General features: G+C 61.7%; 11 protein-coding genes. 5 read left to right on the forward strand and 6 right to left on the reverse strand.

All coding sequences use genetic code 11. The features are described from left to right. Window positions 1-146: 146 nt before the first annotated feature. Window positions 147-782, reverse strand: coding sequence for a hypothetical protein (locus CPH57_RS17780; RefSeq protein WP_046687855.1), 636 nt, complete (start codon window positions 780-782; stop codon window positions 147-149). A gap of 175 nt (window positions 783-957) precedes the next feature. Here CPH57_RS17780 and aac(6') point away from each other — a divergent pair, with 175 nt between their 5' ends. The 3 genes from aac(6') to CPH57_RS17795 all read left to right on the forward strand — a co-directional run bounded on the left by aac(6') (window position 958) and on the right by CPH57_RS17795 (window position 3,232). Next, window positions 958-1,398 (forward strand): aminoglycoside 6'-N-acetyltransferase, encoded by a 441-nt coding sequence (aac(6'), locus tag CPH57_RS17785; protein WP_046687856.1) that lies wholly within the window; start codon window positions 958-960, stop codon window positions 1,396-1,398. A 294-nt stretch (window positions 1,399-1,692) separates the two neighbouring features. Beyond that, window positions 1,693-2,334 (forward strand): YbhB/YbcL family Raf kinase inhibitor-like protein, encoded by a 642-nt coding sequence (locus CPH57_RS17790; RefSeq protein ID WP_096242607.1) that lies wholly within the window; start codon window positions 1,693-1,695, stop codon window positions 2,332-2,334. A 19-nt stretch (window positions 2,335-2,353) separates the two neighbouring features. Beyond that, window positions 2,354-3,232: an AraC family transcriptional regulator gene (locus tag CPH57_RS17795; RefSeq protein ID WP_197705152.1), complete on the forward strand. Its 879-nt coding sequence runs from the start codon at window positions 2,354-2,356 to the stop codon at window positions 3,230-3,232. A gap of 13 nt (window positions 3,233-3,245) precedes the next feature. Here the strand turns inward: CPH57_RS17795 and CPH57_RS17800 are convergent, their stop codons facing one another. Beyond that, complete coding sequence (locus CPH57_RS17800; protein WP_096242608.1) at window positions 3,246-3,962, reverse strand: HPP family protein; 717 nt, start codon at window positions 3,960-3,962, stop codon at window positions 3,246-3,248. Window positions 3,963-4,124: 162 nt separating this feature from the next. Between CPH57_RS17800 and yfcF the strand changes: the two genes are divergently transcribed. After that, window positions 4,125-4,760, forward strand: coding sequence for a glutathione transferase (yfcF, locus tag CPH57_RS17805; protein ID WP_096242609.1), 636 nt, complete (start codon window positions 4,125-4,127; stop codon window positions 4,758-4,760). A gap of 73 nt (window positions 4,761-4,833) precedes the next feature. On the opposite strand, the gene CPH57_RS17810 is transcribed toward yfcF, so the two are convergent. Genes CPH57_RS17810 through CPH57_RS17820 form a run of 3 tightly spaced genes read right to left on the reverse strand, consistent with a single transcriptional unit; the run spans window position 4,834 to window position 8,866 of the window. Beyond that, on the reverse strand, window positions 4,834-6,075 hold the full coding sequence (locus CPH57_RS17810) for an amino acid permease (RefSeq protein WP_096242610.1): 1,242 nt from the start codon (window positions 6,073-6,075) through the stop codon (window positions 4,834-4,836). A 58-nt stretch (window positions 6,076-6,133) separates the two neighbouring features. Next, window positions 6,134-7,588: an NAD-dependent succinate-semialdehyde dehydrogenase gene (locus tag CPH57_RS17815; RefSeq protein ID WP_096242611.1), complete on the reverse strand. Its 1,455-nt coding sequence runs from the start codon at window positions 7,586-7,588 to the stop codon at window positions 6,134-6,136. Between the two features lie 12 nt (window positions 7,589-7,600). Then, complete coding sequence (locus tag CPH57_RS17820; RefSeq protein ID WP_047026542.1) at window positions 7,601-8,866, reverse strand: 4-aminobutyrate--2-oxoglutarate transaminase; 1,266 nt, start codon at window positions 8,864-8,866, stop codon at window positions 7,601-7,603. A 121-nt stretch (window positions 8,867-8,987) separates the two neighbouring features. On the opposite strand from CPH57_RS17820, the gene CPH57_RS17825 reads away from it, so the two are divergent. After that, window positions 8,988-10,460: a PLP-dependent aminotransferase family protein gene (locus CPH57_RS17825; RefSeq protein ID WP_096242612.1), complete on the forward strand. Its 1,473-nt coding sequence runs from the start codon at window positions 8,988-8,990 to the stop codon at window positions 10,458-10,460. A 22-nt stretch (window positions 10,461-10,482) separates the two neighbouring features. On the opposite strand, the gene CPH57_RS17830 is transcribed toward CPH57_RS17825, so the two are convergent. After that, the gene (locus tag CPH57_RS17830; RefSeq protein WP_096242613.1) at window positions 10,483-12,102 is read right to left on the reverse strand and encodes an ABC-F family ATP-binding cassette domain-containing protein; all 1,620 of its coding nucleotides are present in this window, start codon (window positions 12,100-12,102) and stop codon (window positions 10,483-10,485) included. Window positions 12,103-12,419 lie beyond the last annotated feature (317 nt).

A 12,419-nucleotide genomic window follows, 5' to 3' on the forward strand; every position in this document is an offset into this window, starting at 1 on the left:
TAGTGACAAACACCAGCAACAGGAATATTGCCGCGCTCAGAATTCGTTGCCACCATTCGTCGAACCAGAACAGTGAGCCAAACGCAGCGACAGAAAATATCCCGCCCAAAATCGCTTCCACAAGGTGCGACAATCCTTTACCGAGCTTACTGCCCCAAGACTTTAGATAGCTCATGATTCACACCTTCACAGAACATTTTCGATTTGCTGGTATAGGCAACAAAGGGTTCAAGATACTCCTCCGCCAGAAAGTAGATCATGTCCAAATTTCGTGGCGTGAGCTTATGGTACGTTGAGGGATATTGTTCCCGCAAACGACGCGAAGAAACGGAGGCCTGTTCAATAATTCCTTGTAAAAGAATGATGTTTAGCCCAGCAATGGTGACACCTTTGAATACCCATTTGAAAAGTGTGCTGCCGATAACCTTTTTCAAAATATGGTGTGTGATTTGCTGAACCAGAATGAACTGCGTCCCCATACGTCCTGTAAGATAACCCTCTACATGGTTTAATTTTTGGCTTAGCACGGTTTGTGTTTGCAGATCCATCCGCTGATAGCAGTCACGGATAATCACCGCTATCAGCTCACGTAGCGGGGCTTCGATACCATAGCCGGCACGAACGACCTTGATGAACCGTTCCGTTTCGATTTCATTGCGGCGCTTAAGCTCTCGACCGCCGAGCCCTGCTCCCTGCCATGTCCCACGAGCACTATAGGCAATGCTCCTTGGTAAAGACTCTATTCCCTCAAGAATTCCTTGAGCTACGGCTTTCGCATCCATAACAATCCCTTATCAGCGCCCTGGCCGTACCCTATACTAACTTCGCTTAAAATATCAACACCCCTTTCATCCTAATGAAGGGCGCCCCTCGGCATAATGGCTTTTTTGTTTCCCGCTGCCGTGCCACACTTCCCTCTCGGCATTCCTGATTTATTCCGACTCATAAGGCCCCTGCATGATCGTCAACTGCGACCACGACAACCTTGATGCCTGGCTGGCGCTGCGCTCGGCGCTGTGGCCCACCTGCCTGCGGGAAGAACACCGCGCAGAAATGCGCGAAATATTGGCTTCGCCGCACCACACCGCGTTTATGGCGCGGGGGCTGGACGGCGCTTTCGTTGGCTTTGCCGAGATCGCGCTGCGCTACGATTACGTCAACGGCTGCGAATCGTCGCCGGTGGCGTTTTTGGAAGGGATTTACACCGTCGAACGCGCCCGCCGCCAGGGCTGGGCCGCGCGCCTGATCGCGCAGGTGCAGGAGTGGGCGAAGCAACAGGGGTGCAGCGAGCTGGCGTCGGATACCGACATCGCCAATCTGGACTCCCAACGCCTGCATGCGGCGCTGGGCTTTGCCGAAACGGAACGGGTGGTGTTTTACCGCAAAATGCTGGGCTGATCAGGCGATCTTGCTTTGCCGCTGATGCGCCAGCTGCTCGGCGCGCAGCAGCCTCTTCCCCACCAATATTAACCAACCCCCATCCCCATCCCCATCCAGCGTTTGCCGTGGCACTCTCACCGGCACAGCAACCGAATCGGTCGCCCATCAACATAAGGCTATCAAATACAATCACAATGAGCGTAATTGGTTCTATTTTGATTGGATTTGTCGCCTTACTTTATTTTGAAAAACTTATAATGGGGACATCACATACCCGCAGATACCGCTCAATAGAACAGGAGATTGGCATTTATGAAACTGACCAGCCAAAGCTTTAAAGAAGGAGAGTTCATTCCCGGTGAGTTCGCCTTCGCTGTCCCCGATGCCGCCAACCATGTCGCTTTATCGAGAAATCGCAACCCCCATCTGGCCTGGAGTGAAGTGCCTGCAGGCACGGAGTCTTTCGTGATCGTCTGCCATGATCCCGACGTGCCAAGCCGTGGTGGTGATGTGAATCAAGAGGGTCGGGTTGTGCCCGCATCGTTGCCGCGCGTTGATTTCTTTCATTGGCTGCTGCTCGATATTCCGGCCAGTACCGTGGAAATTGCGGCGGGTTCTCAATCGGACGGCGTAACGCCGCGTGGCAAAGCCGGGCCAAGCGCACCCTCAGCCTATCGCCACGGCATCAATGACTATACCGGTTGGTTTGCCGCCGACGAGCAGATGAAGGGGGAATACTACGGTTACGATGGCCCATGCCCACCGTGGAACGATACGTTAGTTCATCATTATATATTCACGGTTTATGCGCTTGCTACCCCCGGTTTGGATGTGCAGGGGCCTTTGACAGGGGCTAATGTGAATGCCGCCCTGGCGGAAGCGCCGGTGTTAGCCCAGGCGAGCCTGACGGGCCTCTACAGCCTGAACCCAAACGTAGCGCCGACGGTGAAATAACCCCATGAAGGAGCCGAGCATGAACCGGAACAGTTCCTCCAGGCCAATGAAAACCAGACGCGAGCCAGATGCGAAGCGTTTGCCCTGGTATTCTCCTTCGGGGGCTCCGGTGTCAAGGCGCCGGCTATGCGGGGTGTGTCAGCCGACATTGAAACGCCAGCTGCATACGCCGCAATTCGTCTTCCATGAAGCGACGGTCTTGTTGATCGTGGCCGGCCAGCTCGATATTACAACGGCCTCACACCACCTCTCTCTGGAGAACCCCGGCGAACTGGTCTTGATCGCCCCCAATACCCGTGCAGATTTGGTCAAAACACCGGTCGACATCGATCGGCCTTTTCGCTCGCTATTCCTGACGCTGTCGGCAGAATTGCTGGATACCTTTCACCGAAACCGGCAAGCTTCGGCCCCCATTCGCTATACAGACTACGCGTGTAACACGCTGCCTCTGAACGAAGATCTGTCGGCGACGTTTTATCACGTGATTGAAAGCGTGGAAAAACAAGAAATCAGCGATATTCGCCTGCAATATCGCCTGTTGGACTTTTTGACCGCGCTGGCCGAACGGGGGCATGTTTTCACGCATTTGCCATTGGATAGCGCATCACAGCGCCTGCGCACCTTGATTTTTGAGGCTCCGGAACAAAACTGGACGGCGGAAACAGCGGGAAAAACGTTAGCGATGAGCCCGGCAACGTTGCGGCGGCGTCTTGCCGCCGAACAGACGCGCTTCGAAGACTTGCTGATAGACGTCCGTATGCATCACGCCATGATGTTGGTTCAAACCACCCGATGGGATATGACCCGCATTGCAGAAGCCTGCGGCTACAAATCCAGAGCGCGTTTTAGCGAACGCTTTCAAAAGCGTTTTGGTTACGCGCCTTCCGCCATCAGATAAAACGCTGGGCTGATCAGGCGGCCTTGCTTTGCCGCTGATGCGCCAGCTGCTCGGCGCGCAGCAGGATCTCCTGCAGATCGTCCTCGTCGATATCGAACAGATCTCCCTCCATCAGCGCCTCGTGCAGATCGGCGCGGGTGATGGCAACGGCATCGATCGGCAGATTGGCCGGCTTGGCCTCCGCCGGCGCCAGCGCGTGCGGGTAGCGTCGCCCGGCCAGGTTATTGAACAGAATGGCCAGCGCCGCCAGCAGCACCGAGTTCAGCAGCACCGGGTACAGCACAAAGTGATAGCCCATCTGGTGAATGCCGGGGCCGCCGAGGATGGCGGTCAGCGCCACCGCGCCGCCCGGCGGATGCAGGCAGCGCAGCTTGAACATCAGGCCGATGGCCACCGCCGCCGCCACGCCGCAGGCCAGGCCCGGATCGGGGATCAGCAGACCGGCACTGACGCCCACCGTCGCCGCCAGCGCATTGCCGCCGACGATCGTCCAGGGCTGCGCCAGCGGGCTGTTGGGCACGCCGAACAGCAGCACCGCCGAAGCACCCATCGGCGCGATAAACCACAGGTTCACCTCACCCAAAATAAAGTGGCTGATCCAGCCGGCGAGCATCAGCCCCAAACCGGCGCCGACGCTGGAAATCAGCATCTCTCGCTTGCCCACCGCCAGCGGGTGCGGCCACAGGCGCGCAACTCCCACTCTTACCCGTTCTATCCACTGCGTCTTCATGTTACCCGATACGGCTCAATTCACGTGTTGGCAACAAATATATCACGTCGCGCCAGCGCCGCCTTCCGCCGCGTCATAAAAGAACTTTTAGGCTAACAGATTGATTTTTAGCCTCCCCTCAACAATGATGAATGTTCCCCCCTTAACCCCGAGGAACCGCCGATGTCTCAACCGATCACCGAGCTTTATACCGACAGTGAATTTTTCAGCCCGTACGCCATGTCCGCCTTTGTCGTGCTGACGGAAAAAGGCATTCCGTTCACCGTGAAGCCGGTGGACCTGGCGAAAGAAGAGAACAAAGAGGCGGCCTACGCGGCGCTGTCGCTCACCCGCCGGGTGCCGACGCTGGCGATCGGCGAGTTCCAGCTTTCGGAGTCTTCGGCGATCGCCGAATACCTGGAAGACATCCACCCGGCCCACGCCGTATACCCGCGCGACGTGAAGCTGCGCGCCAAGGCGCGCGAGATCCAGGCCTGGCTGCGCAGCGATCTGCTGCCGATCCGCGCCGAGCGCTCGACCGAGGTGGTGTTCAACAACGGCAAGTTCCCGCCGCTGTCCGAAGCCGCGCAGGAGGCCGCGCGCAAGCTGATCGCCGCCGTAGAAAAACTGCTGAGCCACGGGCAGGACAATCTGTTCAGGGAGTGGTGCATCGCCGACACCGATCTGGCGCTGATGCTCAACCGGCTGGTGATACACGGCGATCCGGTGCCGGAGCGCGTGCGCCACTATGCGCACAAGCAGTGGCAGCGCCCGTCGGTGCAGGCCTGGCTGGCGTTGTCGGAAAAGCGGCGCGCGTGAGAAAAAAATCGGCGGCCACGACGCCGCCGTTCTCAATGCCGAGAAACAACATCACTGCTTGAGGGAAGGCAAATCACCATCCAGAGGGCAGATAGCCTAACAATGAAGCGATGGCGTACACCGCGCTGGCCAGGTACAGCAACACAATGCTGATCTGCAGCAGCGGATGCGTGATCCAGTTACACTGCCAGCGTGGGGTTTGGTCGCCGTGTTTGCGCGCGCCGCGCAGGATCAGCATCGGCATGATCGACAGGATCACCCCGCTGAACACCCCGGCGAAGTAGAGCGCGTTGACGAACGACACCAGCCCGCTGTAGGCCAGCGCGAACGGCGGCACCACCACCAGCAGCAGCACGCCGAAGCGGCGCAGCGGCAGCTCGTCGTTGCCCAGCCGGAACTTGTCGAAAATATTGGTCAGGAAGCTGCCGCCCAATCCCCAGTACGAGGTCAGCATCGCGCACAGCGCAAAGATGTTGGCGGAGAAGAACGCCCACTGCCCCAGCGCCTGGCCCCAGGAAATGGTGGCCACGTCGGAGATGTCATTCAGCCCGCTGAGCGCAATCACCGACATCGGCACCGCCGCCAGCAAAATGAACGTCACCACCATGCCGACAATGATCGCCTTCGGCAGTTGCTCCGGTTTGTCGGCAAAGCCGCGCGCCATTTCCGGCACGATGTACTGCGCCGAGAAGCAGAACACCACCACGTTGAACACCGGCACCATATAGCGCCAGTCGCCGTCCAACAGGTTGCGCATCTGGGTGGTGTCTTTCAGCAGCGTCGCCGCCACCAGGGCGGTCAACATCACCACCATGCCGATGCTGATGAACTTCTCGCCGCGGCCAATCGCTTTCAAACCGAGGTACAGCACGCCGGCGGCGGGCACGAAGAACAGCAGGCTGCCCAGCGCCGGCGAGATGCCGAACAGCGATTGCAGCAGCTTACCGCTGCCGGTCATATAGGCGGTGAGCGCCCCAACGCTGTTGACGCATACCGAAGCGAACATCAGCCAGGCGCCCAGGCCGCCGACGTAGCGCTTCGCCAGTCCGCTCAGCTGCAGATGCGCGCGGGTACGCAGCGTGGATTCGGCGACGTACAGCATGGTGATGGTGGTCAGGCTTCCCACCAGCACCAGCCAGAACAGCAGCGGCAGAAAGCCGGCCTTGCTGGAGGCGTAGGCGATGGAGAGCACCCCGGCGCCGATGTTGGTGCCGACGATCATCGCCACCCCTTCGAGGAAACTTAACGATTTGGCGGGTGCAGGTGCTCGCACCCCGGCGGCAAGCACCGGAGAAACAGAGATATTATCAGACATGCATCATCCTTTATCGCCCGGCGACACTGGCCGCCGGGATGGGTTAACGTCCTGACGCTCAACAGCTCACATCGATACACAGGTATTTCAGCTCCAGATATTCTTCTATCCCGTAGCGCGATCCTTCACGCCCGAGCCCTGACTGTTTCACGCCGCCGAACGGCGCCACTTCGTTGGAAATCAACCCGGTGTTGATGCCGACCATGCCGTACTCCAGCGCCTCCGGCACGCGCCACTGACGCGCGGCGTTCTGCGTGAACAGGTAGGCGGCCAGGCCGAATTCGGTGTCGTTGGCCATGGCGATGGCTTCCGCCTCGTCATGGAAGCGGAACAGCGGCGCCACCGGCCCGAAGGTCTCTTCTTTGGCGAAGCGCATCTTCTGCGTTACGCCGGTCACCACCGTCGGCTGGAAGAAGGTGCCGCCCAGCGCGTGCGGCTGGCCGCCGGTGGCGATCTGCGCCCCTTTGATCAGCGCGTCGTCGATATGGCTCTGCACCTTCGCCACCGCATCGCTGTCGATCAGCGGCCCCTGGGTAGTGCCTTCCTGGCTGCCGTCTCCCACTTTCAACTGCTCGACCGCCGCCACCAGTTTCTCCGCCAGCCGCTCGTAGATGCCGTCCTGCACGTAGATACGGTTGGCGCACACGCAGGTCTGGCCGCTGTTGCGGAATTTGGAGGCCATGATGCCCGCCACCGCCGCGTCCAGATTGGCGTCGTCAAACACGATGACCGGCGCGTTGCCGCCCAGCTCCAGCGACAGTTTCTTGATGCTCGGCGCGCACTGCGCCATCAGGATGCGGCCGACCTCGGTCGAACCGGTAAAGCTCAGCTTGCGCACCACCGGGCTGTCGCACAGCACTTTGCCCACCTGCGCCGCTTCGCCGGTCACCACTTGCAACACGCCGGCGGGAATGCCAGCGTCCTGTGCCAGCTTGGCCAGCGCCAGCGCGGTCAGCGGCGTTTGCTCGGCCGGTTTGACGATGATGGCGCAACCGGCCGCCAGCGCCGGCGCCACCTTGCGGGTGATCATCGCCGCCGGGAAATTCCACGGGGTGATGGCCGCGCACACGCCGATCGGCTGCTTCACCACCACCAGACGCTGCGAAGCCTGCGGCGCCTGCAATACCGCGCCGTCCACCCGCTTGGCCTCTTCGGCGAACCAGGTGATGAACGACGCGGCGTAGGCTACTTCGCCGCGCGCTTCCGCCAGCGATTTGCCCTGCTCGGCGGTCATCAGCTGCGCCAGATCTTCCTGCGCGGCCAACACTTTGTCGGCCCAGGCCAACAGCAGCGCGGAACGCTGCTTGGCGGTCAGCTGTTTCCAGTCGTTTTGCGCCCGCTGCGCCGCCGCGATCGCCTGCTGGGTTTCCTCTTCGCTGACCAGCGGAATGCTGGCCAGTTCGACGCCGGTGGCCGGGTTGATCACTGCTTCACGTTTGCCGCTCAGGGCATCGCACCACTCGCCGTTGATCAGACACTGGCTGCGCAACAGCTCGGGATTATTCAATTTCATGCCGATCGCTCCTTAGTGGGCCAGCGCGCGGGACAGAATGCCCATCGCCTTGGTGAACTGATCGTCCGGGATGGTCAGCGGGTAGAGGAAGCGGATCACGTTGCCGTTCACGCCGCAGCTCAACAGCAGCAGCCCTTCCTCCATCGCCTTCTGCTGCACCTGACGGGTGATCTCCGCCGAAGGCTTGCCGGTAACCGGATCGTTGAACTCCACCGCCACCATCGATCCCTGCGCGCGCACATCGGCGATCGCCGGGCTGGTTTTGCGCGCCTGCTGCAACACTTCCACCAGATGCTGGCCGAGACGCTGAGCGCGCTGGCACAGCTGCTCTTCGTCGATCACGTCCAGCACCGCGTGCGCGGCGGCCACCGCCAGCGGGTTACCGGCATAGGTGCCGCCCAGCCCGCCCGGCGCCGGCGCGTCCATCACCTCGGCGCGGCCCGCCACCGCCGACAGCGGCATGCCGCCCGCCAGGCTTTTCGCCATAGTGATCAAATCGGGCTTAACGCTGTAGTGCTCCATGGCGAACAGCTTGCCGGTACGGGCGAAGCCGGTCTGCACTTCGTCGGCGATCAGCAGGATGCCGTGCTGGTCGCACAGCGTGCGCAGCGCCTGCATGAAATCGGCCGGCGCCACGTTGAAACCGCCCTCGCCCTGCACCGGCTCCAGCACAATGGCCGCCACCTGCTTGGGATCGATATCCGCTTTAAACAGGCGATCCAGGCTGTTCATCGCGTCTTCGGTGGTCACGCCGTACAGCGCGTTGGGATACTGGCCGTGGAACACCGAGCCGGGGAATGGGCCAAAGCCCAGTTTGTAAGGCGCCACTTTGCCGGTCAGCGCCATGGTCATATAGGTGCGGCCGTGGAAGCCGCCGCCGAAGGTGATCAAGCCCGGACGGCCGGTGTAAGCGCGGGCGATCTTCACCGCGTTTTCCACCGCTTCCGCGCCGGTGGTGAAGAAAGCGGTTTTACACGGGCCGGCGATCGGCGCGCGCTGGTTGATGCGCTCCGCCAAAGAAACATAGCTTTCGTAAGGAACGATCTGATAGGCGGTGTGGGTGAAGGCCTGCAGCTGCTTTTCAATTGCGGCGATCACCTTCGGGTGACGGTGCCCGGTGTTCAGCACGGCGATCCCCGAAGCAAAGTCGATCACTTCTTTGCCTTCCACATCCCACAGCGTGGCGTTCTCTGCGCGCTCGGCGTAAAAACCACACATCACGCCCACTCCGCGCGGGGTGGCGTCCTGACGGCGTTGGTTCAATTCTGCGTTTTTCATGCTGTTCTCTCCGGTCGGTGCCAGTTACACGTTTCGTTCACATTCGTGAAACAATGCCGTTTATTTACACAGGATGTGGCCCTATAATCGAGTGCCAGTTACGAATAATTGAGGGATCCAATTGCGCTCATTGAGTGGTGATCTGTTGCTGCAGCGCCTTGGCGAACAGCCCGATGACAAGCTGCACAAGCGGCTTTACAACGCGATCCGCACCAGCATTCTCGACGGCAGCCTGCCGCCCTCCAGCCGCCTGCCCGCCTCACGCGATCTGGCGCAGGAGCTCAGCCTGTCCCGCAACACCGTGTTAACCGTTTATGAACAACTGCTGGCGGAAGGCTACGTGTCGGCGCGCGCCGGCAGCGGCACCTTCGTCGCCGACACGGTGCCGGACAGCTGCCTCTCCACCGGCGGCGCCCCGGCGGACGGCAGCGGGCAACCGCGACGCGTCGAACTGTCGGCGCGCGGCGCCACGCTGCTGCACCACGCCAGCGCCAGCCCCAAACAGTGGGGGGCGTTCATTCCCGGCGTCCCTGACGTCAACGCCTTTCCCCATCAGTTGTTCAGCAAGATCCAGGCGCGCCTCAGCCGCCGCCCGACGCCGCAGCGGCTGACCTACAGCAATCAGGGCGGCAGCCCGGAGCTGCAGCATGCGTTGGTGGAGTATTTACGGGTGGCGCGCTCGGTGCGCTGTTCGCCGGAGCAGATCCTGATCACCGAGGGCATCCATCAGGCGATCGATCTGGTGACGCGCATGTTGTGCAATCCGGGGGATGACGCCTGGATCGAAGAGCCGGGCTATTGGGGGATCCGCAATATTCTGCGCATCAATGCGCTGAACATCTGCCCGCTGGCGGTGGACGAAGCCGGGCTGGTGCCGCCGGAGCAGCCGACCAACCCGCCGCGGCTGATCTTCGTCACCCCGTCGCACCAGTATCCGCTCGGCTCGGTGATGAGCCTGGCGCGCCGCCAACGGCTGCTGGCGCTGGCGCGCAACGCCGCCGCTTGGATCGTCGAGGACGACTACGACAGCGAATTCCGCTTTTCCGGCCAACCGATCCCGGCGCTGCAAGGGCTGGAAGCCGACGCGCCGGTGATTTACATCGGCACCTTCAGCAAAACACTCTACCCGGCGCTGCGCCTCGGCTATGTGGTGTTGCCGCCGCCGCTGGTGCAGGCGCTGAAAACCGCCCACGCCGAGCTGTACCGCGGCGGGCACCTGCTGATCCAGAGCGCGCTGGCGGAGTTCATCCAGGCGGGGCACTACACCGCGCATATCCGCCGCATGCGGCTGCTGTACGCCCGGCGGCGCGCCTTCCTGACCGGCTTGATCGAACGGCACCTCGGCAAACAGGCGCTCAGCGAGTTCAACAGCAACGCCGGATTGCACCTGATCCTCAACCTGCCGGACGAGGCCGACGACGTGGCGATCGCCGCCGCCGCCGGCGCGCAAGGGGTGCTGGTGCGGCCGCTGTCGCGCTACTACATGCTGCCCAATCGGCGGCGCGGCCTGCTGATGGGTTTTGCCTGCGTGCCGGAAGAGCAGATGGCCGCCGCCTTCACCCAACTGCTGGCGTGCATCAACGCCCCGCACTAAGTCAGAGCGCCGCCCACCTGCCTCACCAGGCCTGAAGCCACCAGCCGTCTGCCTGTCGGTGCAGGCGGTGCGTCGGCCGCAGCGCCTGCAGGAAGTCTTCGTCGTGCGACACCACCATCATCGCGCCGGGGAAATCCGCCAGCGCGGTTTCGATCGCCAACGACGACGCCAGATCCAGGTGGTTGGTTGGCTCGTCGAGCAACAGCAGCTGCGCCGGTTGTCGCCGCCACAGCGCGCAGGCCAACGCCGCCTTGAGCCTTTCACCGCCGCTCAGCGAGCCCAGCGGCAACGCGATGCGATCCGCGCCAAGCTGCAACTGCGCCAGCCGGGTGCGCAACGCGCCTTCCGCCAACGGCGAATCCTGTAGCACCAGATGCTCCATCACCGACAGGCCCGGGTCGAGCTGCGACAGGGTTTGATCGAGGTAGGCGGTCGACAGCGGACAATGACAATGGCCGGAAAGCGCCGCCAGCCGGCCGAGAATAGTCTTCAGCAAAGTGGATTTGCCGCAGCCGTTGGGGCCGGTCAACGCCACGCGCATCGGGCCATCGATACGCAGATCCAGCGGCGGCGCGCTGACGAACGGCAGCTGCAGCCGCTCGAGCACCAGCACCTGCTTGTTCGCGTTCACTTCGCTGCCCGGCAGCGCCAGCAACACCGGCGGTTCCTCTTCCACCCGCTGGTAGGCTTCGCGCACCGCCGCATCGAGGCTGTCGCGCCGATCCTGATGCTGTTTGCGCAGCGTGCCGAGGCTCTCTTTCGCCGCCGACTTGTAGGCCACCCGCTCGAAAGAGGCGATATTCAGCGTATCGACGACGCGCAGCGTTTGCGCCGAGCGCCGCTGGCTCATGTCGTGCTCTTTCTGTTGGCGGGCGCGGGTGCGGCGGCGCTCCTCGCGCGCATGCTCCAGATCGGCGCGCGCCGCCTGCTGCTCCGTATCGCGCTGGCGACGGTAGTCATCATAGTTGCCGCCGTAGCTGCGCAGCGCGCCGGGCGTCAGTTCGACGATGCGCTCCATGCGCGCCAGCAACTGCCGGTCATGGCTGGCGATCAGCAACCCGCCCCGCCACTGATCCAGCTGCTGATACAGCCAGGCGCGCCCGACGCTGTCGAGGTGGTTGGTCGGTTCGTCCAGCAGCAGAAAATCCGCCTCGCCGAGCAAGGCGCCGCACAGCGCCGCGCGCATCCGCTCGCCGCCGCTCAGCGAACCGGCGGATCGCAACGGATCGAAGGCCGGCAGCCCGGCGGCGGCGAAGGCGTTTTGCAGGCGATCGTGGAGATCCCATCGCCCTTCCAGACGATCGATATCGTCCGCCAGCGGCCGTCCCTGCTCGAGACGCGCCAGCGCGGCGAACGCCTCGCCATAGCCCAACAGCTGGGCCAGCGTGGTGTCCGCGGCGATCTCCGGTTGCTGTGCAACGTAAGCTACTGCGGCATGAGATTCGACGTGCCCGTTGCCCGGTTGATCCAGCCCGGCGATCAGGCGAAGCAGCTGGGTTTTGCCGACGCCGTTGCGCCCTACCAGGCCGCAGCGCTGCCGGTCGAAAGCGAGATCCAGCGGGCCGAACAGCGTTTCGCCGTCAGCAAATTGGCAGGTCAGTTGATGTAAAACGAAATAAGGGGACTGCGCTGAATGAGCCATAAGCACTCCTGAATGAGATCAAAACATCCCCACAGGGCGCGAGAGCGCACAGCGTGGGACACGATATCAACAGGTGTGGGTGTTCATTTTCGGTAATGGCTCCGCAGAGAGAAGGAATTTACAACGCGTAAAGGCTAACCGATCTTTTGTTCGTTATGCAAACAGAGTCTGAGATTCATGACATCTATCACATTCGGCGCAACGCAAATTCCCAAGCGGCGCGACAACGGCTAGATTTATCTCATCCGACCACTTGTGTTCACATAATAATAACAGATGCTCATCCCCAATCGCTTTCAACCTGCAGCTAGGCGGCA

Source organism: Serratia sp. JKS000199 (assembly GCF_900215455.1).
Classification (GTDB): Bacteria; Pseudomonadota; Gammaproteobacteria; order Enterobacterales; family Enterobacteriaceae; genus Serratia; species Serratia ureilytica.

Bases quoted from the DNA above. Each gene is read 5' to 3' on its own strand.
- CPH57_RS17815 (WP_096242611.1), bottom strand. From the start codon at position 7,588: ATGAAATTGAATAATCCCGAGCTGTTGCGCAGCCAGTGTCTGATCAAC.
- CPH57_RS17795 (WP_197705152.1), top strand. From the start codon at position 2,354: ATGAACCGGAACAGTTCCTCCAGGCCAATGAAAACCAGACGCGAGCCA.
- CPH57_RS17780 (WP_046687855.1), bottom strand. From the start codon at position 782: ATGGATGCGAAAGCCGTAGCTCAAGGAATTCTTGAGGGAATAGAGTCT.
- CPH57_RS17790 (WP_096242607.1), top strand. From the start codon at position 1,693: ATGAAACTGACCAGCCAAAGCTTTAAAGAAGGAGAGTTCATTCCCGGT.
- CPH57_RS17800 (WP_096242608.1), bottom strand. From the start codon at position 3,962: ATGAAGACGCAGTGGATAGAACGGGTAAGAGTGGGAGTTGCGCGCCTG.
- CPH57_RS17810 (WP_096242610.1), bottom strand. From the start codon at position 6,075: ATGTCTGATAATATCTCTGTTTCTCCGGTGCTTGCCGCCGGGGTGCGA.
- yfcF (WP_096242609.1), top strand. From the start codon at position 4,125: ATGTCTCAACCGATCACCGAGCTTTATACCGACAGTGAATTTTTCAGC.
- CPH57_RS17820 (WP_047026542.1), bottom strand. From the start codon at position 8,866: ATGAAAAACGCAGAATTGAACCAACGCCGTCAGGACGCCACCCCGCGC.
- CPH57_RS17830 (WP_096242613.1), bottom strand. From the start codon at position 12,102: ATGGCTCATTCAGCGCAGTCCCCTTATTTCGTTTTACATCAACTGACC.